This is a genomic window from Bradyrhizobium canariense, assembly GCF_019402665.1.
Lineage (GTDB): Bacteria > Pseudomonadota > Alphaproteobacteria > Rhizobiales > Xanthobacteraceae > Bradyrhizobium > Bradyrhizobium canariense.
In genome coordinates this window covers 71,268-91,446 of record NZ_VSST01000007.1, presented here as the reverse complement: position 1 = coordinate 91,446, position 20,179 = coordinate 71,268, and the positions used below count along the sequence as shown (strand labels likewise).

The following is a 20,179-nucleotide window of genomic DNA, read 5'->3' as shown; positions in this document are numbered from 1 at the left end:
GCGAGCGCAGCGAAGCAATCCAGAATCTTTCCGCAGAGGAAGTCTGGATTGCTTCGCTGCGCTCGCAATGACGGACGGGCTTTGATGGCAGCCGCACCCCGCTACCGCCGCTTTCTCCATTCGCCAATACTTTTCATTAAAATTCTCCGCCCCGCCTTAGCCGGATCGAATCAACTCCTTGGCATCATCGACAAACCACCCGCGCCATCCGCGGAAATTGGAGGAGAGTGCCAATGCATCCGCGCCGACATGCCCGCGTCAAACCCGCAGGCCTCGTGTCCCGCCAGGCCAAGATCATCACCGACCCGCGCGCGCCGGTGATCCCCTGCACGCTGATCGACTATTCGCCGGGCGGCGCCTGCGTCGATCTCGGCGGCCAGGTGAAGATTCCCGATCGCTTCGAGCTGCTGCATGTCAACACCAAGAAGCGCTGCCGCGTGGCGTGGAAGCGCGGCACGAAAGTGGGCGTGGTGTTTTGAGTCCTTCCAGCTGCTGAACAAGGCCGCGCTCCACACTCCGCTCGGCTCCCTCCCCCCTTGTGGGGGAGGGTTGGGGAGAGGGGTGGCCCAGCAAAAGGTGTCGGCGACCTGCGAAGTGACGGCAACAGAGTCTCGCTTCATTCGACAGAGCACGCCGTGTGGCTACCCCTCTCCCTAGCCCTCCCCCACAAGGGGGGAGGGAACGCACTGTGCTTGCGGCGCGATCTCTCCCAACACAACAAATTCACGACTTCCGCATCCGCGCCTTTGCCCCCGCGACGATCTGCATCGCGACGCCGGCGATCCAGCCGAACAAAGCAAACCAGCTCCACGCAATATGCGGTTCGAGGCGGAGCACGATGATGGCGACGGAGGCGAGCGCAGTGAATGTGGCGCAGAGCGTGCCGGCGGAGCTCAACAGTTCCGCGGCGTCGATGTCGCCGTGGGCCTCGTCGAAGGGCAGCTGCGGTGTGTCGATGCCAAGATAGAAGCCGACGAAGCCCAGCACCATCATCAGCAGCAGGAAGCCTTCCGTGGTGAGCGCGGGAATCGCGGATCCCACGTAAGCGCCGACGAACAGCCCGCACGCCGCGCCCGCCATCGCAAGCCCCACGCGCTCGATGACGTGGGCAGCTTTCCGGATACGAAACCGCATGGCAGGCCTCCGCGAGGCGTTGGACGCACGCGAGGTTAGGCCAGATTTGGCGGAGGTGGAAGGTGAGAGGGTTTACGGATGCGTGAGGTGGGATGGTTTAGGACCAAAGGACGCAAGCGCGGCGACCTTTGCGTGGGCGCATGCCTCCCCGACCGTCATTGCGAGCGCAGCGAAGCAATCCAGGCTCTTTCCGCGGACGCAGTCTGGATTGCTTCGTCGCAAGGGCTCCTCGCAATGACGAGTTTGCGGCGCGGTCGTCGCGCCACATTCGCCCCCCTCACCGCGCCCCGAAATTGGTCTTGCCGAACAGCGCCTTCTGCGTCGAGGGCTGCGAGCGCCAGTATTGCGGCGGGGCTTCGACCTCGCCGCCGAGCTCCGCTGCGGCGTGCCAGGCCCAGCGGGGATCGTAGAGCATGCCGCGGGCGAGCGCGACCATGTCGGCTTTGCCGGAGGCGACGATGTCTTCGGCCTGGTTCGGCTCGGTGATCAGGCCGACGGCGATGGTGGGCAAACCCGTCTCGCGCTTGATGCTGTCTGCAAACTGCACCTGATAGCCGGGGCCGAGCGCGATCTTCTGCAGCGGCGAGACGCCGCCGGAGGAGGCATCGATCCAGTCGACGCCGCGCGCCTTCAGCGCCTTGGCGAACTCAATCGTCTGCGCCAGGTCCCAGCCGCTCTCGACCCAGTCGGTCGACGACACCCGCATGCCGACCGGCTTGTCGTGCGGGAATGCCGCGCGGACCGCGTCATAGACCTCCAGCGGGAAGCGCATGCGGTTCTCGAGCGAGCCGCCATATTCGTCGGTGCGTTTGTTCGAGATCGGCGACAGGAACTGATGCAGGAGATAGCCGTGCGCGCCGTGCAGCTCGATCGCGTCGATGCCGATGCGATCGGCGCGCTTCGCCGCATCGACGAAGGCATCGCGAATGCGCTTGAGGCCGGCGGCGTCGAGCGCCAGCGGCGCGGCTTCGCCCTCCTTGTGCGGCAGCGCCGACGGCGCCACGGTCTGCCAGCCGCCCTGGTCCTGCGAGATCAGCTGGCCGCCGTCCCAAGGCCGCGCGCTGCTCGCTTTGCGGCCCGCATGCGCGAGCTGCATTGCGACCGCGGTCGAGGAATGTTTCCACACCGAGGTGAGGATCTGCTTCAGCGCGGCCTCGGCGGCATCGCTGTAGAGCCCGAGGCAGCCCGGCGTGATGCGGCCGATCGCCTCGACATGGGTCGCCTCGATGCAGAACATCGCCGCGCCGGACAGGCTGAGATTGTTGATGTGGGTGAAGTGCCAGTCGGTGGGAACGCCGTCCTCGGCCGAATATTGGCACATCGGCGACACCACGATGCGGTTCTTCAAATTCAGGCCGCGCAGCTTGATCGGGGAAAACAGGACGCTCATGCGGGGGAGTTCCGGGATGGGGCGGGGAGTTGGGGAGAGTGTAGTGAGCGATGCGCCGATTGCCAGCCGCGCGGCGGGCATGGCGGCTCGTTCGGCCACGCATTGCACCGCGGTCGTCGTCCTGGCGAAAGCCAGGACCCATTACCCCAGTTAGCAGTGTTGCGCGGATTGATAACCACGAGCCTTCGCCAAACTTCTCCCTGGGGTAATGGGTCCTGGATCAGCGCTCGCTCTGCTCGCTTGTCCAGGACGACAAGAGATAGCCTCTACTCCACCAGCGCGAACTGCAGCAGCAGGGTGCGCTGGAGCATCGAGAAATTGTCGTCGGACACCAGCGTCAGCACGGTCTCGCCGTCGGGCGTGACGTGCGCGTCGATGCCTTCCATGTTGTCGATCTCGTGGCCGAGATCTGCCTTGAACAGCACGGGGCCGTCGACCAATGCGCCCGGCGCGATCGATTTCAGGGGGATCGCGCGGATGCGGATATCGACGCCGGTGAACCAGGAGAATTTGCGTTCGAGAATCAGGAGATCGCCCGAGGGCAGCAGCACCGCATCGCTGATCAGCTGCTGCTCGGTGCGGCGAATGCTGAACTGGCCGGGCGTCGGGCCGCCGAGCAAGAATCCGATCAGATTGCCGTCGGCATCGAAGCCGCCCTCCGACAGCGCGATCAAGGTCCCCGCGAGCGGCTGCCCCTTTGGTATGTCCTTGGGGACAAACACCAGCGCCTCGAGCCCTTTATTATAGGGCAACTTTCGCACCGCCGGCGGCGTCTGCAGCACCTCGCCGCGGGCGCGTGTGCCGCCCTTCGAGAAATCGAACCGCATGATCTGGTTGACACGCTCGAGCCCGACATAGACGAGGTCGCCGTCGCGCGCGAGCGATTCGGTGTCGTACCACAGCCGCTTCTCCGTGATCGGCCGCCCCTCCGCATTGAGCACCGGCGCAGCCTCGACGTCGTCGAGACCGGTCATGCTCCGCCCGGAATAGCGGATGCGACCGGTGAACCAGGTGCCCTGGTCGGAGATCGCGAGAAAGCGCTCGCCTTTGGTGTCGAGGAAGCGGAAGCCGGACAGGCCGCCGAAGCCGCGATGCGGCGAGGTCAGCACCAGGCCGCCGCGATAGTCCAGCGAACCAAACCGCGTGCGCGCGCGGTCGCGCGGCTCGAAATTGGGAATCGGCCGCGCGTTGACCTCGATGCCAACGGGCGCGGCGACGGCGTGCTCGATGAGCGCCGGCTTCGGCGCGGGCTGTGCCTGCGCCAGACGAGACAGTGCGAGAGTGGAAAATCCCGCCGCCGCGTGGCCGATAAAGCTGCGGCGGGATCGATGCTTGCTCACGAATGCAATTTGCGTCGCGGGCGGTTGGCCGGCTGCGTGGGCGCGGTGTTGGTCTCGCTGAAGAGTTCGGCGAGTTTTTCGGTGATGGCGCCGCCGAGCTCTTCGGCGTCCACGATCGTCACCGCGCGGCGGTAATAGCGCGTCACGTCATGGCCGATGCCGATCGCGATCAGCTCGACCGGCGAGCGGGTCTCGATCTCCTCGATGATGTGGCGCAGGTGCCGCTCCAGATAGTTGCCGGGATTGACCGACAGCGTGGAATCGTCGACCGGCGCGCCGTCCGAGATCATCATCAGGATCTTGCGCTGTTCGGGCCGGCCGAGCAGGCGCTTGTGCGCCCAGTCGAGCGCCTCGCCGTCGATGTTCTCCTTCAACAGCCCCTCGCGCATCATCAGGCCGAGATTCTTTCGCGCACGACGCCACGGGGCATCGGCCGACTTGTAGATGATGTGGCGGAGATCGTTGAGACGGCCGGGACTGGCCGGCTTGCCGGCGGCAAGCCACGCCTCGCGCGATTGCCCGCCCTTCCAGGCGCGCGTGGTGAAGCCGAGAATCTCGACCTTGACGCCGCAACGCTCCAGCGTGCGGGCGAGGATGTCGGCGCAAGTCGCCGCGACCGTGATCGGCCTGCCGCGCATCGAACCGGAATTGTCTAAGAGCAGCGTCACCACGGTGTCGCGGAACGTCGCCTCCTTCTCGTGCATGAAGGACAGCGGGTGATAGGGATCGGTCACCACGCGCGACAGCCGCGCGGGGTCCAGAATGCCCTCTTCGAGATCGAACTCCCAGGCGCGGTTCTGCTGCGCCATCAAGCGCCGCTGGAGGCGGTTGGCGAGACGGGCGACGATGCCCTGCAGATGTGCGAGCTGCTTGTCGAGATAGGCGCGCAGGCGCTCCAGCTCGTCATGGTCGCAGAGGTCTTCGGCGGCGATGATCTCATCGAACTTCGGCGCGAAGGCGTGATATTCCGGCCCGCGCGGCTCGTTCTTGCCGTGCGAATTCGGTCGCGTCGCCTCGCCCGGCGTCTCGTCGTCGCCGAGCTCGCCGTCGTCGAAGGTGTCGGAGGTCGAGGCCTGCGCGCTTTCCATCGCGCTCTCGCTCATCTCCTCGCTCGACGCCTGGGCTTGATCAGCGCTCATCTCCTGCGCGGCGTCGGAATCGGGCGAGCCCTCGGCGCCGGACTGATCGTTGTCGCCGTCCTGGTTCTCGTCGTTCTCGTCATTGTCTTCGCTGTCGGCGCTGCGCTCGTCGCCGATCTCGAGCGCCGTCAGGAGATCATGCACGGCATCGCCGAACCTGGTCTGGTCCTCGACCACGGTATCGAGCCGATCGAGCCGCCTGCCGATCTTGTCTTCGAGGATGGGACGCCAGAGATCGACCATCTTCTTGGCGGCCGTCGGCGGCGCCATGCCGGTCAGGCGTTCGCGCACCAGCATCGCCAGCGCGTCGGCGAGCGGCGCGTCGGCGCGATCGGTGATCTCGTCGAACTTGCCGCGATGGAAATGGTCGTCGAGCATCGCGGTGAGGTTCTTCGCAACGCCCGCCATGCGCCGCGCACCGATCGCCTCGACACGGGCCTGCTCCACCGCCTCGAACACGCCGCGCGCCTGCGGATTGCCGGGCATCAGCTTGCGATGCAGCTTCGGATCGTGACAGGCGAGCTTGAGCGCGATCGAGTCGGCATGGCCGCGCACGATCGCGGCATCGCGCCTGGTCATTTTTCGCGCGGGTTCGGGCAGCCGCGCCTTGCCCGGTGCGAGCCCGGGACGCTCGGCGGCGAAGCTGACGTCGAGCTCGGGCGCCTTGGCGATCGCCTTCAGGCAGGAGGCCACCGAGCGCTTGAACGGCTCGGTCGGAGCTTCCTTGGTGTTGCGGAATTTGGAGTTGGAGGTGGTGCTCATCTCGCCCTTACCCGTCGTCCCGGCGAAGGCCGGGACCCATAACCACCGGCGATCATTGCGTCAGGAGAAATTATCGGCGGCGCTTCACTCGAGACATCACGCGGTATGGGTCCCGGCGTTCGCCGGGACGACATATCGCGTGAAATCAGCTGAGCGCCACGTTCACCGCCGATTCCGGCAGCTCCGCGTTGAAGCAGCGCTGGTAGAACTCGGCGACGAGGGGACGTTCGAGCTCGTCGCACTTGTTGAGGAAGGTGACCCGGAACGCAAAACCGATGTCGCTAAAGATGTCGGCGTTTTCCGCCCAGGTGATCACCGTGCGCGGGCTCATCACCGTCGACAGATCGCCATTGGCGAAAGCGTTGCGGGTGAGATCGGCGAGGCGAACCATCTTGTTGACGATGTCGCGGCCCTCCGTGGTGCGATAGTGCTTGGCCTTGGCCAGCACGATCTCCACTTCCTCGTCATGGCTGAGGTAGTTCAGCGTGGTGACGATCGACCAGCGGTCCATCTGGCCCTGGTTGATCTGCTGGGTGCCGTGATAGAGGCCCGAGGTGTCGCCGAGGCCGACGGTGTTGGCGGTCGAGAACATGCGGAATGCCGGGTGCGGCTTGATCACCTTGTTCTGGTCGAGCAGCGTCAGCCGGCCGGAGACTTCCAGCACGCGCTGGATCACGAACATCACGTCTGGGCGGCCGGCGTCGTATTCGTCGAACACCAGGGCGACGTTATGCTGGAGCGCCCAGGGCAGGATGCCGTCGCGGAATTCGGTGACCTGCTTGCCGTCGCGGACCACGATCGAGTCCTTGCCGACGAGGTCGATACGGCTGATGTGGCTGTCGAGGTTGACGCGCACGCAGGGCCAGTTCAGTCGCGCGGCGACCTGCTCGATATGGGTGGATTTGCCGGTGCCGTGATAGCCCGTGACCATGACGCGGCGGTTGTGGGCGAAGCCGGCGAGAATGGCGAGCGTGGTGGCGCGATCGAAGCGGTAATCGGAATCGACTTCGGGGACGTGAGGATCGACTTCGGAATAAGCGGGGACTTCGAGATCGCTGTCGATCCCGAACACCTGGCGCACCGACACCTTCATGTCGGGCAAACCGGAAACTTCCTCAACTTTGGACATCGCGGCGGTCGTCATCAATCCTCCGAGGTCCCGGGCGATCCCGAGACCAGTTATTGCACGTTGGCTGCGGCTGGGTGCGATCGCGAACCTATCAGAGACAACCCGCGGGCAGAAGCCCGCCCCCCAATCAAAGTTCCGTTGTCTTTTCATTTAGATAGGCAAGGAACGCGATTTTTGGAAGGCTGCCCTGCGAATCACGCCTGAATTTCGTGCCGAGGGCACGGTCCTGCTCACGCGGGTGGCACTTTTACCGGCGCTCGTTACTTATGTAGGGTCCGAATGTAGGGTTCGAACCCCAAGGCCCAATCCCACCACAGAGACGATGTGACGTCCTTTCTCGATCCCCTCATTTCATTCGTCTCGGCCCATCCGTGGCTGGCCTATCTGACCCTCTTCCTGGCGGCCCTGCTGGAGGCGGTTCCGGTGGTGGGCTCGGTCATCCCCGGCTCGACCATCATCCTGGCGCTGAGCGCCCTGGTCCCAGGCGGCGAGCTCAGGCTGCAATGGGTGTTGCTGGCGGCAGCGCTCGGCGCAGTGCTCGGCGATGGTTCGGCTTACTGGATCGGGCACCGGCAGCAGCGGGAGATCCTCAACACCTGGCCGCTGACCAATTATCCGCGTGTGGTCGAGCAGAGCGAGGCTTTCTTCCACCGCTTCGGCACCTGGGCGGTGTTCTTCGCCCGCTTCGTGCCGCCGATCCGGGCCTTCGTCCCGGTCACCGCGGGCGCGCTGGGCATGCCCCCGGCCCGCTTCTACGCCATCAACATCCCCGCAATCCTGGTCTGGGCGCCGGCGCATGTGCTGCCGGGTGTTTTGGCGGTGTCGGCCCTGCACGAATATGCCGGGCTGCCGCACCATGGGCATCCGTACAAGCACATGTGGATTTTGACCGTGGTCGGCGTGGCAATCGTCGTAGGCGCGGCGGTTTGGATCTATCGCCGCCGGAACGGCGGCGGTGTCGCGGTGGCGAAGCCGCGGGGGTGATAGAGTGTATCCAGGCGCACCGCCCTCATCCTGAGGGCCCGCCAACGGCGGGCGTCTCGAAGGATGGCCGCGGGCGAAAGCCGGGCCTGCATGGTTCGAGACGCGCGTTCCGCGCTCCTCACCATGAGGGTTTTTGATTATCCCCTGGAATCCGCAACCCCCGCCCTTCGTCCCGGTGCCGGTCCCACATACCTTGCCCTTGGCCTGATCAGCTTGCCGAACTGCAATTGCTCGCTGGCATGGGCGACCCAGCCGACGCTGCGGGCCATCGCAAACAACGCGAGCTCGCTGCCTCCCGGCAGGCGCAGCGCGTGCACGAGCACCGCGAGCGCGTAGTCGATATTGACGAGTTCGCCGGTCGCCTCCGCGATGCGCTCCGGCACCTCTTTGGTGAATTTGCGCGGTGCGCCGGCGCGGGCCAGGGCATTCAGCAGCGACTGCGCGCGCCGATCGCCCCGCTTGTAGACACCGTGACCGAAGCCCGCAAAGCGTTCGCCGAGCGCGACGCGTTCGCGGACCATCGGCTCGACGTCACGATCCACCAGCGCCTTGACGAGTTGCGAGGCGAGCACGCCGGCGCCACCGTGCTTCGGTCCCTTCAGCGCGGCGAGGCCGGCGATGACGGAATCATAAAGATTGAGGCCGGTCGAGGCCGCGCAGCGCGCGGTGAAGGTGGACGCGTTCAATTCATGCTCGGCGAGCAGAACCAGCGCGCGGCGGATGAGATCGGCCGCGTGCTTGTTGTCGGGCGCCCAGGCCCTCGCGATCTGCTGGTGCAGCGGCTCGGCGGACGGATCCGTGTTGAGCATGGTCGCGACCAGAAGCCGGACGATGCGCGCACCGACCATGGCGCGGCCATCCGGCGCACGCGTGAACGCGCGGGGATCGGCGCTCGATGCGAGCGCCAGCACGGCAATGGCGCGATCGATCGGTGCCGCCCGGCGCGCGGCCTGCGCGATCAGGCGCATCTCGTCGGACATCGCAGGCTGATTATCCGGGGCGAACGGATCGACGCCGGAGACGTCCCACAGCAGCGTCGCCGTGTGCTCCAGCGTATCGTTTTCGGCGAGATCGACGCAGTTGACGCCGCGATAGATCGCGCCCTCCTCGGTGATGGTGGAGATCTCGGTGTCCATGACCGGCAGATCGGCATCGAAGCTGCGCAGGCCGCGCGGCTCCGGCGACGGCACCCGGCGCTCCTTCAGCGCCCGGACGTCCTCGGCGCGATAGCGGTTCTTGCGCGAGTCCGGCGTCGGCTCGGAGCGGATCAGGCCGCGGCTGACATAGGCGTAGAGCGTGGCCGGCGAGATCGCGAGCTCGGCGGCGGCTTCCCGGGCGGAGAGGTAGAGACCTTCCGAATTTTTCATATTGATTTATGTAATCAAGATTGATCAATCTGTCGAGAGGCCCGACCTTTGGCTGGTGCAAAGGAGATTTGGGCCATGAACATCCACCTCACCAAAAGCCAGATCGGGCTGGACGGCGTTCCTGCAGCCGAAACCGTGCTGAGCCATGTCGACGGCGAGCGCGGCGAGTTGATCATCGCCGGGGAGCATGTTGGCCGACTGGCGAGCCAGTCGAGTTTTGAGGGCGTCACCGCCCGGCTCTGGAACGGCGCCAGCACGACCACGCTGAGCGAAGCTAATGTGCGCGCGAGCCTGGGCGCCGCACGCGAGCGCGCCTTCGCGCGGCTGGATGAGTTGCTGCCAGCAACGCGCGGCATGGGCATCATCGACGGGTTTCGCGCGGCGGTCGCGGGACTTCGCGCCGAGCACGGCCTTGCCCATGAGGCGACAATCGTCGGCGCATTCCCGGTGATTGCGGGCGCGCTCGTCCGCCGCGCCAGGGGTCTCGATCCCGTGGCGCCCGATCCGAACGTGAGCCATGCTGCCGATACGCTTCGCATGCTGCACGGGCGCGCGCCTGAACCACGCGAGGTCACGGCGCTGGACGCCTATCTCGTCACCGCCAGCGACCACGGCATGAACGCCTCGACCTTCACCGCGCGCGTGGTGGCCTCAACGCAGGCTGATCTGTTTGCCGCCGTCACCGCCGGCTATTGCGCGCTGACGGGTCCGCTGCATGGCGGCGCGCCGGAGCCGGTGCTGGAAATGCTCGACGCGATCGGTTCGCGCGAGCGCATCCAGCCCTGGGTGGACGCTGCACTCGCCCGCGGCGAGCGGATGATGGGTTTTGGCCACCGCGTCTATCGCGTGCGCGACCCCCGCGCAGATGTGCTCAAGACCGCGATCGAGGCGCTGGCATCGGACGGCGCCGGCCTGCCCTTTGCCGGCGAGGTCGAGGCCTATATCCGCAGCGCGCTGCGCAAGAAGAATCCGGAGCGGCCGCTGGAGACCAATGTGGAGTTCTTCACCGCGATCCTGCTCGATGCGCTGGCGATCCCGAGGCAGGCCTTCACGCCCATCTTCGCGGTGGCGCGCGCCGCCGGTTGGACGGCGCATGCGCGCGAGCAGCAGCGGACCGGGCGGTTGATCCGGCCGAGCTCGTCATATGTGGGGGCGATGCCGGAGGCGTGAGGGACCGCGGATATCTCCGCAAGCCGGGAATCGTAGGGTGGGCAAAGGCGCACTTGCGCCGTGCCCACCATCGATCCAACACCGCAACAGAAGTGGTGGGCACGCTTCGCTTTGCCCACCCTACGATACTACGGCGCGGGGAGAGGCCTACGCCTCGCGCACCACGGTCTTTAGGTAATTATACGCCTTGATGATCTCGATCAGGCGGTCCTCGGTGGAGCGGTCGCCGCCGTTGGCGTCGGGGTGGTGCTGCTTCACCAGCGCCTTGTACTTGGACTTGACGTCGGCGAGCGTGGACTCGGGGCCGAGGCCCATCACCTGGAGCGCCTTGCGCTCGGCATTCATGATCTTGCGCGTCTCGGCCTTGGGCGCGGCCTGCGGGCCAGCGCGCCAGCCGGTGCGGCCGTTGAGCTCCTGGAACATGCTGAACGGATCGAAGGCGCCGTCGATCTCGGCTTCCGCGCCTTTCTTGACGCCGCCATTGGCGCCCATCTTCCAGGTCGGACGATGGCCGGTCAGCGCATCCTTCTGATAGCGCGCGACAGCGTCGGCATTCATGCCGGAGAAGAAATTGTAGTTCTGGTTGTACTCGCGCACATGGTTCAGACAAAAGTGCCAGTACTCACGCTGGTTGTCGCGACCCTTGGGCGCACGATGCGCGCCCTTGTTCTGGCACCCGGTCCATTCGCAATTGACCACGGCGTCGCGCGGCTTCACTTCCGGTTGCTTGCCTTTCGGCTTGACCCGGATGGAGTCGAAGAACTTTGATGAATCGATCGGCATGGCTGACTTTGACTACGCAATGCAAAAACCTTCAAGTCTTGACATTGCAATTAGCTGAAAAGCATAGCCGAAGCTATGCTGAGGCGTCCTTGAACGGCCGCCAGAGGCGGCCTATGCAATACGGAGAGCGATCTCGCACCGTAATGACCCAGATGGCCATCAGAGACACTATCAGCAACAAGTTGCAGGAAGCTTTCACGCCGGAAAGCCTGCAAGTCGTCGACGAGTCACATTTGCATGAGGGCCACGCCGGCCATCGGCCGAGCGGCGAGACGCACTTCCGCGTTTATATTGTGTCTTCCGCCTTCAAAGGGAAGAGCCGGGTCGATCGCCACCGCATGATAAATTCGGCGCTGGCCGCGGAACTCTCCGGCAGCGTGCACGCGCTGGCGATCCACGCGCAAGCGCCGGGGGAAGGCGGGAGCTAGCTCGCCAGTTCAAGCGTCGGACGGCGCCATTTCTCCTCATCCTGAGGAGCGCGCAGTTGCGCGCGTCTCGAAGGATACAGGCCCCCGCGGCGGCATCCTGGCCTGCATGGTTCGAGACGCGCCTTTCGGCGCTCCTCACCATGAGGGGCAACAGGGTCATGCGAATCCTAAAACGACGTCCCCGCCCGCCGCCGCTTGGCTTCCTCCATTTCCGTCTCGCGCGGCACCGGTGAAATACGGAGTGCGGTGATGCGGTTGCGTTCGCGGCGGAGGACGCGGAAGCGGAAGCCGTGAAAGGTGAAACTCTGGCCGCGGTCGGGGATCGAGCGCGCCTCGTGAATGACGAGGCCGGCGACCGTCGTTGCCTCTTCGTCGGGCAGGTGCCAGTCCATGGCGCGGTTGAGGTCGCGGATCGGCACCGAGCCGTCGACGACGACCGAGCCGTCCGGCTGGGCGCGCACGCCCGCGACCACGACGTCATGCTCGTCGGAGATGTCGCCGACGATCTCTTCCAGAATGTCTTCCAGCGTCACGAGACCTTCAACTTCGCCGTACTCGTCGACGACCAGGGCGAAATGGGTCTTGCGGCGGCGGAACGCCTTGAGCTGCTCGGAGACGGGCCGCATCTCCGGCACGAACCAGGGCGGCAGCGCGATGGTGGAGACGTCGATGCGCGAGGTCTCGCCGTCGGCCGCGCGGATCGCGCGCAGCAAATCCTTGGCGTGGAGCACGCCGATGATGTTTTCCGGCTTCTCGCGCCACAGCGGGATGCGGGTGTATTCGGCCGCCAGCACCTCGCGCACCAGATCCTCCGGCGGCAGGTCGGCGTTGATCATCGTCATCTCGGTGCGATGGATCATGACGTCGGAGACCTGGAGCTCGCGCAGATCGAGCAGCCCTCCGAGCATGTCGCGGTCGTGCTTCTCGAACTTGCCTTCATGATGCAGCAGGTCGACCGCGCCGCGGAGGCGCTCGGTCGGCGACAGGATCGCCTGGTGCTCGCCGGCAAGGCCAAACAGGCGCATCAACAGCCGCACGATGACTTCCACGATCCGCAGCAGCGGCCCCAGCACGTACATCGTCAGCCGCATCGGGCGCGCGACCGCGAGCGCCATGCGGTCGGGCGCGTTGATCGCGATGGTCTTGGGCAGCACCTCGGCGAAGATCACGACCAGTGCGGTCATCAAGCCGGTGGCATAGAGCACGCCGACGTCGCCGAACCAGGCCGTGAAGATGCTGGTGGCCAGTGCGGATGCACTGATATTGGCGATGTTGTTGCCGAGCAGCAGCGCGCCGATCAGGCGCTCGCGCATGTCGAGCAGTTGCGAGACCACGTCGGCGTCGCGATTACCCTGCTTGGAGAGCCGCAGCATGCTGGCGCGCGAAGCGCCGGTCAGTGCGGTCTCGCTCGCGGCGAAGAAGCCGGAGACGAGCAGGCAGAGAATGACGATGGTGAAGCCGAGCCAATCCATGAACCACTCTGGTTTCTTGTTTTGACGCGTTTTCTTGACGCGAACCGGTACCCATTTCGCTTGAAAACGCTTTAGCGCCGTTCAACCGCGCGTCATGCCTTTTGCGCGAGCTTGTCCTTCAGGAAGTCGCGCACCGGAGCCGGCTCGACGTTCTTCACGACGAGGGCCCGCCCGACGGCTTCCAGCAGGATGAAGGTGAGCCTGCCGCGCTCGACCTTCTTGTCCTGCGCCATCAGCGCCAACAGCGCGTCGGCATCAGCAAGCCCCTCCTGCGCGAAGCCCGCGATGTCCTGCAAGCGCGTCGGCAGGCCGGCTTCGATCAGGTGGCGCTCGACGCGCGCGGCGTCCGCGTCGCCGATCATGCCGAGCTTCGCGGAAAACTGCGCCGCCAGCGTCATGCCGATCGAAACACCCTCGCCGTGAAACAGGCGGTCGGAGAAACCGGTCGCGGCTTCCAGCGCGTGACCGAACGTGTGGCCGAGATTGAGCAGCGCGCGCTCCCCAGTCTCGCGCTCGTCGCGCGAGACGACGCCGGCCTTGGCGCGGCAGGAGGTCGCGATCGCATGCTCGCGCGCCGAACCGCCTTTGGAGATGTCGGAATGGTTTTTCTCGAGCCAGGCGAAGAACGCCTCGTCGCCGAGCACGCCGTATTTGGCCACCTCGGCGTAGCCGGCGCGGAACTGCCGCGGCGACAGCGTATCGAGCACGGCGGTGTCGGCGATCACAAGCACCGGCTGGTGGAAGGCGCCGAGCAGATTCTTGCCCTGCGGCGAGTTGATGCCGGTCTTGCCGCCGACGGAGGAATCGACCTGCGCCAACAGCGAGGTCGGCACCTGCACGAAGTCGACGCCGCGGCGCAGGATCGCCGCGGCGAAGCCGGCGAGATCGCCGACCACGCCGCCGCCAAGCGCGATGACGAGATCGTTGCGCTCGATCTTCGCGGCGATCAGGGCTTCGCTGACCTTTTCGAGACCGGCATAGGTCTTGGAGATCTCGCCTTCCTCGACGACGATGTGCGATGTCGGAATGCCCGCGGCGGCCAGCGATGCCTCGGCGGGTTCGAGCCAGTATTTCGCGACGGTGCGATCCGTCACGATCGCGGTGCGTACGCCGGGGCGCAGGCGCGCGACCCGTTCGCCGAGCGAGGCCAGCACGCCGCGGCCGATGACGATGTCATAGGCGCGATTCTCCAGCGCGACCTCGACGTTGACGGGATCGGAATGTTTCAAAGGCGCGGTCATCGTGCGGCACTCGCGATGTCGGCTGATGGCGGGGACGCCCGTTCGCCGCAAAGATGCGCGCGTAGCGTCTCGATGGTCTCATCGACGATTCTGTCGTGCGGCACGTCGCGGGAGGCGATGGTGAGGTCGGCATGGCCGTAGACCGGCTCGCGCTCGGTGAGCAGGCGCGTCACGGTTCCTTCAGGATCGGCGGTCTGGAGCAGCGGACGGTCGGCGCGCCGGCGCACGCGGCGCATGATGACATCATGATCGGCCTTGAGCCAGATCGAGATCGCCTTCGCCGCGATCCGGGTCCGCGTCTCCTCGCGCATGAAGGCGCCGCCGCCGGTCGCCAGCACGATGGGACCGCCGTCGAGCAGACGTGCGATCACGCGGGCCTCGCCGTCGCGGAAATGCGGCTCGCCGTGGCACTCGAAGATTTCCGGTATGGTCATGCCGGCCGCCGCCTCGATCTCGGTGTCGGCATCGACGAAGGGCAGCTTGAGCCTGAGAGCCATGCGGCGGCCGATGGTGGATTTGCCCACCCCCATCATGCCGACGAGCACGATCGAGCGCGTCCCCAGCGCCGACAGGATGTCGGCCTCGGGCGAGGCTTGGATCGGCAACGCGGCGTCGGGCATTTGTCTCGCTCGAATGGGTCTCGCTCGATCTGCCGCCAAAGGCGGCATCCTTTGGCCACCTATACGACCCCGCAGGGGCCCTCGCCAGAGGACTCTTGCCACGAAACGGCGAACGTGTTGGATGATTTCATTGGTTAATTTGCCCGCCAAGCCCCTGACCGAGACCCTCTCCGAGATCCTGCCGATGCCCAGCCTGTTCCGCTTCCTGACGGTCGTCGCCGTGATCGCCGGCATCGTCTACGGCGTGGTCTTCGCGCTGGCGAACTTCGTCAATCCAAAGCCGCGGGAAATGACGGTGACGATCCCGCCGGATAAGTTTCTCAAGAAATAGGGGCTAGCCTGCCGGGCATGCGTGCCAGATCTTCCGATAACAAGCCCTCAGATACAAAACTCACCGGCCTGTTCCTCGACATGCTCGCGGCGGAACAGGGCGCCGGCCCCAATACGCTCGATGCCTACCGCCGCGACCTCACCGACTTCTCCGAGTTTCTCGGCCGCGTCGGGCATGCATTCGCGGACGCGGAAACACAGACGCTGCGCGACTATCTCGCCGATCTCGACACGCGCGGCTTCAAGTCCACCAGCGTCGCGCGACGGCTGTCGGCGCTGCGGCATCTCTATCGCTTCCTCCTGAACGAACGCATCAGAACCGACGATCCCGCGGCGATCCTGTCCGGCCCCAAGCGCGGCCGCGGGCTGCCGAAGGTGCTGTCGATCGCGGATGTCGATCGCATGCTCCGCCGCGCCAAGGAATTGAGCGAGGCTGAGGATGCCTCGCCGTCGAAACGGCTGCGCGCCCTGAGACTCTATTGTCTACTCGAGGTCCTCTACGCCACCGGCCTGCGCGTCTCCGAGCTGGTGGCGCTGCCGCGCACGGCGGCGAAGCGCGACGCCCGCATGATCGTGGTGCGCGGCAAGGGCAACAAGGAACGGCTGGTGCCGCTCAACGAGGCCTCGCGCCAGGCGATGGCCGATTATCTCGCGGCGACAGAGGCGGCCAAGGACAACAAGGCAGACAAGAAGAACAGCGTGGCGGCCTCGAAATGGTTGTTCCCCTCGTTCGGCGAGAGCGGACATCTGACGCGGCAGCATTTTGCCCGCGACTTGAAGGAGCTCGCGGTCGCTTCAGGGCTGCAGGCCCGGCTGGTTTCCCCCCACGTGCTGCGCCACGCCTTCGCCAGCCACCTGCTGCACAACGGGGCCGATTTGCGCATCGTGCAGACGCTGCTCGGCCATACCGACATCTCGACTACCCAGATCTACACCCACGTGGTCGAGGAGCGGCTGAAGAGCCTGGTCCGCGACCTGCACCCGCTGGCGGAGAAGTAGTTGCTGCCCTAGCTGCAGTAGCCCGGATGAGCGAAGCGACATCCGGGATTGACGATTGGGGCGACCTGCCCCGGATATCGCTTCGCTCATCCGGGCTACGGTACGGGTCGGAGCCCGAAACCGCCTTGACTTCGGCCACATCTCCGCAGAAAGAGCCGGGGCCTCACGATGATTTGGCCTGCGCTCGTTGCGAGCACACAAGCCAACTCATTGACGAACCTACATTTCTTTCCACGACATCGAATCCGCTTCGCCGCCTCGCCCCGTTCTCCCTATATTGAGTTGATGCCAGACCAGATGCGCAGCTATCTCGATTTCGAAAAGCCCGTCGCCGAGCTCGATTCCAAGCTCGACGAATTGCGGACGCTTGCGGCCTCCGGCAGCGACATCGCCGAGGAGATCGGGCGGATCGAGGACAAGGCGGCGCAGGCGATGGCCGACCTCTATCTGAACCTGACGCCGTGGCAGAAGACGCTGGTCGCGCGACATCCGCAGCGGCCGCATTTCAACGACTTCATCAAGGGCCTGATCACCGAGTTCACCCCGCTCGCCGGCGACCGCAAGTTCGGCGAGGACGAGGCGCTGGTGGCCGGCTTCGGCCGCTTCCGCGGCGAGGCCATCTGCGTGATGGGCCAGGAAAAGGGCGATTCCACCGAGAGCCGCATCAAGCATAATTTCGGCATGGCGCGGCCCGAGGGCTATCGCAAATGCGTGCGGCTGATGGAGATGGCGGAGCGGTTCGGCCTGCCGGTGCTGTCGCTCGCCGATTCCGCCGGCGCCTATCCCGGCATCGGCGCGGAAGAGCGCGGCCAGGCCGAGGCGATCGCGCGTTCGACCGATGCCTGCATGGCGCTGACCGTGCCGAACGTCGCCATCATCACCGGCGAGGGTATGTCGGGCGGCGCCATCGCCATCACCACCGCCAACAAGGTCCTGATGCTGGAGCACGCGATCTACAGCGTGATCTCGCCCGAGGCGGCGTCCTCGATCCTCTGGCGCGACGGCTCCAAGGCGCAGGAAGCCGCTAACAACATGAAGATCACCGCCCAGGACATGCTCCGCTTCGGCGTGATCGACAGCATCCTGAAGGAGCCGGTCGGCGGCGCCCATCGCGACCCCGCCGCCATGATCGCCACCACGGGCGACGCCATCGCCAAGGCTTTTGACGAGCTGCGGGGCCTGGACGGCGACGCCATCCGCAAGCATCGGCGGCAGAAATTCCTCGATATCGGCCGGAAACTGGGCTGATTCGGGCGGTTTGGGACCGCAGCGGCGGTGCGCTCCCTCCCCCCGCTTGCGGGGGAGGGTCGGGGAGAGGGTATTTCCTCTCGCGATACTCCCGATGCGGCACGAGCCCTCTCCCGGCCTCCCCTGCCAGCGGGGGAGGTGAAGAGCCCCCGGTAACCCCGCGTTAACCCTTTTTTTGCCCAAATCAGCGATCTCTGTACCGGTTTGGCCGCGAGGCCCAAGTTACGGCCCAGTTTAAGTCTTCGTTGACCACGCCTTTGGGCCAACGGGCTCGTGATCCCCGTTCGGGTTGCGACCACATGACCCAGAGGTTAGAATTTTAATCAATGGCTTCAGGGCATAAGCGCTGGAGCGTGATTGCGAAAAAGCCCGTCGCGACGGGTCCGGGTCTCCGGTCGGATCATGCTTCAAGATTGGGGTTTGCGCGCGATGCCCTGGACGGTGTGGGGTCCATCTTGATTTCTCGTTCGCTTGCTCGCGCGTTTCTGGTCTCGGTGGCGCTTGCCGCCAGCTTCGTGCTGGCCGGTTGCGACACCGACCAGGTTTCGCTTGCGACCAATGCCAAGGCCAACCAGCCGGTCCCGCCGAAACTTCTCGCCGCGATGGTCGAGAAGGACATGGATCTGCAATCACCGATTTTGGTGCGCCTGTTCAAGCAGGAGGCCGAGCTTGAGGTCTGGAAGCAGACCCGCAACGGCCAGTTCGCGCTGCTCAAGACCTATCCGATCTGTCGCTGGTCCGGCGATCTCGGCCCGAAGGTGCGCGAAGGCGACCGCCAGGCGCCGGAAGGATTCTACTCGATCAATCCGGGCCAGATGAATCCGCAGTCGGCGTACTATTTGTCGTTCAACACGGGCTATCCGAACGCGTTCGACAAGGCTTTGGGCCGCAGCGGCTCGCAGCTGATGGTGCATGGCGATTGTTCCTCGCGCGGCTGCTACGCGATGACGGACGAGCAGATCGCCGAGATCTATTCGCTCGGGCGCGAGTCCTTCTTCGGCGGCCAGAAGGCGTTCCAGCTGCAGGCCTATCCGTTCAAGATGACGCCGGTGAACATGGCCAAGCACCGGAACAATCCGAACATGCCGTTCTGGAAGATGATCAAGGAAGGCTATGATCATTTCGAGGTGACGCGGCAGGAGCCGAAGGTCGATTTCTGCGAAAAGAAGTACGTGTTCGACGCGGCGAAGCCGCCCGACGCCAAGCGTGATCCGGTGTTCGACGCGTCCGCAAAGTGCCCGGCCTATGTGATCCCCGAGGAGATCGCCAGCGCCGTGCGCGAGAAGGATGCACGCGACCAGGCCGAGTACAACAAGCTGGTCTCGCGCGGCACGCCCGTTGCGCGCATGAACACCGGCATCGACGGCGGCATGAACAAGATCTTTGCCGCGAAGATTCCGGAGGGCTCGACCGGCCTGTCGGAAGGCGCCGAAGGCACCACGCTCCAGATGCTGGCGATGGCGAAGGCGCCGGGCACGATTCCTGGACACGTCAATCCGCCGAAGCCGAATCTCGATGCGGCCGCGCCCTCGCCGCAGGAAGAGCCGGTCGTCGCCGTCAGCGCGCCCGCCGCCAACACGCGTGTCGCCACCGCTGCTCCGGCGGAGAAATCCGGCTTCTTCTCCAACCTCGGCCGCAAGATGGGCATCGGCAACGCCGACGCCACGGCGACCACGCCGCCGCCGCAGGCCACGGCATCCGTCGCCCCGGCTGCGACTTCCACGACGCCGCCTACCGCGGCGTCCCGGCTGAAGGCCGCGGTAACCCGGTTCGTGCCGGGACACGACAAGTCCAAGGATGCAGGGAAGGATGCGCCGAAGCCAGCCGTTGCCGTCGCCAAGCCCGCCGAACCAGCGAAGCCCGACACCCGCCTCGCGGCGACCCGCCCGACGCTGAAGCCGTCGGTGTCCGATGGCGCGGGTGAAGCGACCCAGATCATGGGCGCCGCGCCGGTGGTCCAGTCGAACTCGTTCGACAGCCGGTTCGGGGCGGTGAAGTAAGCGGGCGGGAACCTCTCGCCCTATCCCGATTTTTACCGAGCTGACGGCGGTCCCGAATGATCAGGGCATATCATTCCATGCTGGTCTCCAAATGGGGTAACAGCCTCGCAGTCCGCCTGCCTAAGGCACTCGTTGAGGCTTTGAACCTCTCCCCCGGTGACGAGCTCAATGTCGTAGAGACTTCGACAGGCCAGATCGCAGTAGAGAAGGTCGACAGACGAGCGGAATTTCTCAGGCAAGCCGACCAGTTCCGGATTCCCCTGCCCGAGGGTTACAAATTCGACCGGGACGAAGCGAACGAGAGATAAGCCCGTTCTTCGACAGCAACATCCTGGTCTATGCCTTTTCGGCCGACATCCGGCGCGAGCGCGCGCTGACCACAATTGCCGGCGGCGGCGTCATCTCACTGCCGACACGCACGCTACGGCGCTTGCGCTTGCGCGCGACCATACGCTTGCCTTTTACGATGCTCTGATCGTAGCGACCGCAATCGAGGCTGGCTGCGAGACCCTGTATAGCGAGGACATGCAGCACGGACGCAGCATCGGCGGGCTGTCCATCGTCAATCCATTTTTCGGAAGCACTTCACCGTCACCCTGAGGTGTCCGCTTCTTCAGCTACCCTCGAAGGCCGACGGCCCGCT

The 20,179-nt window shown here is 65.4% G+C and carries 20 protein-coding genes; 9 read left to right on the top strand and 11 right to left on the bottom strand.

From position 1 onward, the window contains the following. Positions 1-233: 233 nt before the first annotated feature. Positions 234-479, top strand: a complete 246-nt coding sequence (locus FXB41_RS03470) for a PilZ domain-containing protein (protein WP_007599245.1) — start codon at positions 234-236, stop codon at positions 477-479. Positions 480-723: 244 nt separating this feature from the next. Here FXB41_RS03470 and FXB41_RS03465 read toward each other — a convergent pair whose 3' ends face one another. The 5 genes from FXB41_RS03465 to cobS form a co-directional block, all read right to left on the bottom strand. After that, positions 724-1,134 (bottom strand): hypothetical protein, encoded by a 411-nt coding sequence (locus tag FXB41_RS03465; protein WP_007599237.1) that lies wholly within the window; start codon positions 1,132-1,134, stop codon positions 724-726. A 277-nt stretch (positions 1,135-1,411) separates the two neighbouring features. Next, on the bottom strand, positions 1,412-2,524 hold the full coding sequence (locus FXB41_RS03460) for an NADH:flavin oxidoreductase/NADH oxidase (protein ID WP_219679467.1): 1,113 nt from the start codon (positions 2,522-2,524) through the stop codon (positions 1,412-1,414). A gap of 266 nt (positions 2,525-2,790) precedes the next feature. Continuing rightward, a complete protein-coding gene (locus tag FXB41_RS03455) occupies positions 2,791-3,864 on the bottom strand; it encodes an esterase-like activity of phytase family protein (RefSeq protein WP_219679465.1) in 1,074 nt (357 codons plus the stop codon). Then, entirely contained in the window at positions 3,861-5,765 is a 1,905-nt protein-coding gene (gene cobT / locus FXB41_RS03450; RefSeq protein ID WP_007599234.1) for a cobaltochelatase subunit CobT, read from the bottom strand. Before cobT ends, FXB41_RS03455 begins: the two co-directional genes overlap by 4 nt. A gap of 145 nt (positions 5,766-5,910) precedes the next feature. After that, positions 5,911-6,909: a cobaltochelatase subunit CobS gene (gene cobS / locus FXB41_RS03445; protein WP_007599232.1), complete on the bottom strand. Its 999-nt coding sequence runs from the start codon at positions 6,907-6,909 to the stop codon at positions 5,911-5,913. 309 nt (positions 6,910-7,218) lie between these two features. Between cobS and FXB41_RS03440 the strand changes: the two genes are divergently transcribed. Next, a complete protein-coding gene (locus FXB41_RS03440; RefSeq protein WP_219679463.1) occupies positions 7,219-7,878 on the top strand; it encodes a DedA family protein in 660 nt (219 codons plus the stop codon). Between the two features lie 137 nt (positions 7,879-8,015). On the opposite strand, the gene FXB41_RS03435 is transcribed toward FXB41_RS03440, so the two are convergent. Then, positions 8,016-9,245 carry a citrate/2-methylcitrate synthase gene (locus FXB41_RS03435; protein ID WP_219679460.1) on the bottom strand — a complete coding sequence of 410 codons (1,230 nt, stop codon included), beginning with the start codon at positions 9,243-9,245 and terminating at the stop codon, positions 8,016-8,018. A 75-nt stretch (positions 9,246-9,320) separates the two neighbouring features. Between FXB41_RS03435 and FXB41_RS03430 the strand changes: the two genes are divergently transcribed. After that, the gene (locus tag FXB41_RS03430) at positions 9,321-10,415 is read left to right on the top strand and encodes a citrate synthase/methylcitrate synthase (protein ID WP_219679458.1); all 1,095 of its coding nucleotides are present in this window, start codon (positions 9,321-9,323) and stop codon (positions 10,413-10,415) included. A 147-nt stretch (positions 10,416-10,562) separates the two neighbouring features. On the opposite strand, the gene FXB41_RS03425 is transcribed toward FXB41_RS03430, so the two are convergent. Then, positions 10,563-11,198 carry a J domain-containing protein gene (locus tag FXB41_RS03425; protein WP_007599228.1) on the bottom strand — a complete coding sequence of 212 codons (636 nt, stop codon included), beginning with the start codon at positions 11,196-11,198 and terminating at the stop codon, positions 10,563-10,565. Between the two features lie 152 nt (positions 11,199-11,350). Between FXB41_RS03425 and FXB41_RS03420 the strand changes: the two genes are divergently transcribed. After that, positions 11,351-11,626 carry a BolA family protein gene (locus FXB41_RS03420; protein WP_026232423.1) on the top strand — a complete coding sequence of 92 codons (276 nt, stop codon included), beginning with the start codon at positions 11,351-11,353 and terminating at the stop codon, positions 11,624-11,626. Between the two features lie 167 nt (positions 11,627-11,793). On the opposite strand, the gene FXB41_RS03415 is transcribed toward FXB41_RS03420, so the two are convergent. The 3 genes from FXB41_RS03415 to FXB41_RS03405 all read right to left on the bottom strand — a co-directional run bounded on the left by FXB41_RS03415 (position 11,794) and on the right by FXB41_RS03405 (position 14,959). After that, positions 11,794-13,098, bottom strand: a complete 1,305-nt coding sequence (locus FXB41_RS03415; RefSeq protein WP_007599226.1) for an HlyC/CorC family transporter — start codon at positions 13,096-13,098, stop codon at positions 11,794-11,796. A gap of 92 nt (positions 13,099-13,190) precedes the next feature. Further along, positions 13,191-14,339 (bottom strand): 3-dehydroquinate synthase, encoded by a 1,149-nt coding sequence (gene aroB, locus FXB41_RS03410; protein ID WP_219679456.1) that lies wholly within the window; start codon positions 14,337-14,339, stop codon positions 13,191-13,193. Then, complete coding sequence (locus FXB41_RS03405; RefSeq protein ID WP_219679455.1) at positions 14,336-14,959, bottom strand: shikimate kinase; 624 nt, start codon at positions 14,957-14,959, stop codon at positions 14,336-14,338. Before FXB41_RS03405 ends, aroB begins: the two co-directional genes overlap by 4 nt. Positions 14,960-15,143: 184 nt before the next feature. Between FXB41_RS03405 and FXB41_RS03400 the strand changes: the two genes are divergently transcribed. The 5 genes from FXB41_RS03400 to FXB41_RS03380 all read left to right on the top strand — a co-directional run bounded on the left by FXB41_RS03400 (position 15,144) and on the right by FXB41_RS03380 (position 19,844). Then, entirely contained in the window at positions 15,144-15,290 is a 147-nt protein-coding gene (locus tag FXB41_RS03400; RefSeq protein ID WP_035669499.1) for a hypothetical protein, read from the top strand. A gap of 17 nt (positions 15,291-15,307) precedes the next feature. Beyond that, the gene (gene xerD / locus FXB41_RS03395) at positions 15,308-16,288 is read left to right on the top strand and encodes a site-specific tyrosine recombinase XerD (RefSeq protein ID WP_007599222.1); all 981 of its coding nucleotides are present in this window, start codon (positions 15,308-15,310) and stop codon (positions 16,286-16,288) included. A gap of 285 nt (positions 16,289-16,573) precedes the next feature. After that, positions 16,574-17,536, top strand: coding sequence for an acetyl-CoA carboxylase carboxyltransferase subunit alpha (locus FXB41_RS03390; protein ID WP_007599220.1), 963 nt, complete (start codon positions 16,574-16,576; stop codon positions 17,534-17,536). A gap of 455 nt (positions 17,537-17,991) precedes the next feature. Further along, positions 17,992-19,536 carry a L,D-transpeptidase family protein gene (locus FXB41_RS03385; protein WP_245285965.1) on the top strand — a complete coding sequence of 515 codons (1,545 nt, stop codon included), beginning with the start codon at positions 17,992-17,994 and terminating at the stop codon, positions 19,534-19,536. A 77-nt stretch (positions 19,537-19,613) separates the two neighbouring features. Further along, positions 19,614-19,844, top strand: coding sequence for an AbrB/MazE/SpoVT family DNA-binding domain-containing protein (locus FXB41_RS03380; protein WP_007599216.1), 231 nt, complete (start codon positions 19,614-19,616; stop codon positions 19,842-19,844). Between the two features lie 28 nt (positions 19,845-19,872). Here the strand turns inward: FXB41_RS03380 and FXB41_RS40465 are convergent, their stop codons facing one another. Beyond that, complete coding sequence (locus FXB41_RS40465; RefSeq protein WP_246648572.1) at positions 19,873-20,070, bottom strand: hypothetical protein; 198 nt, start codon at positions 20,068-20,070, stop codon at positions 19,873-19,875. Positions 20,071-20,179: the final 109 nt, after the last annotated feature.

Excerpts from the sequence above, each read along its gene's own strand:
- FXB41_RS03470 (WP_007599245.1), top strand. The coding sequence starts at position 234 with ATGCATCCGCGCCGACATGCCCGCGTCAAACCCGCAGGCCTCGTGTCC.
- FXB41_RS03465 (WP_007599237.1), bottom strand. The coding sequence starts at position 1,134 with ATGCGGTTTCGTATCCGGAAAGCTGCCCACGTCATCGAGCGCGTGGGG.
- FXB41_RS03460 (WP_219679467.1), bottom strand. The coding sequence starts at position 2,524 with ATGAGCGTCCTGTTTTCCCCGATCAAGCTGCGCGGCCTGAATTTGAAG.
- cobT (WP_007599234.1), bottom strand. The coding sequence starts at position 5,765 with ATGAGCACCACCTCCAACTCCAAATTCCGCAACACCAAGGAAGCTCCG.
- cobS (WP_007599232.1), bottom strand. The coding sequence starts at position 6,909 with ATGACGACCGCCGCGATGTCCAAAGTTGAGGAAGTTTCCGGTTTGCCC.
- FXB41_RS03435 (WP_219679460.1), bottom strand. The coding sequence starts at position 9,245 with ATGAAAAATTCGGAAGGTCTCTACCTCTCCGCCCGGGAAGCCGCCGCC.
- FXB41_RS03430 (WP_219679458.1), top strand. The coding sequence starts at position 9,321 with ATGAACATCCACCTCACCAAAAGCCAGATCGGGCTGGACGGCGTTCCT.
- FXB41_RS03425 (WP_007599228.1), bottom strand. The coding sequence starts at position 11,198 with ATGCCGATCGATTCATCAAAGTTCTTCGACTCCATCCGGGTCAAGCCG.
- FXB41_RS03420 (WP_026232423.1), top strand. The coding sequence starts at position 11,351 with ATGGCCATCAGAGACACTATCAGCAACAAGTTGCAGGAAGCTTTCACG.
- FXB41_RS03415 (WP_007599226.1), bottom strand. The coding sequence starts at position 13,098 with ATGGATTGGCTCGGCTTCACCATCGTCATTCTCTGCCTGCTCGTCTCC.
- aroB (WP_219679456.1), bottom strand. The coding sequence starts at position 14,339 with ATGACCGCGCCTTTGAAACATTCCGATCCCGTCAACGTCGAGGTCGCG.
- FXB41_RS03405 (WP_219679455.1), bottom strand. The coding sequence starts at position 14,959 with ATGCCCGACGCCGCGTTGCCGATCCAAGCCTCGCCCGAGGCCGACATC.
- FXB41_RS03400 (WP_035669499.1), top strand. The coding sequence starts at position 15,144 with ATGCCCAGCCTGTTCCGCTTCCTGACGGTCGTCGCCGTGATCGCCGGC.
- xerD (WP_007599222.1), top strand. The coding sequence starts at position 15,308 with ATGCGTGCCAGATCTTCCGATAACAAGCCCTCAGATACAAAACTCACC.
- FXB41_RS03390 (WP_007599220.1), top strand. The coding sequence starts at position 16,574 with ATGCCAGACCAGATGCGCAGCTATCTCGATTTCGAAAAGCCCGTCGCC.
- FXB41_RS03380 (WP_007599216.1), top strand. The coding sequence starts at position 19,614 with ATGCTGGTCTCCAAATGGGGTAACAGCCTCGCAGTCCGCCTGCCTAAG.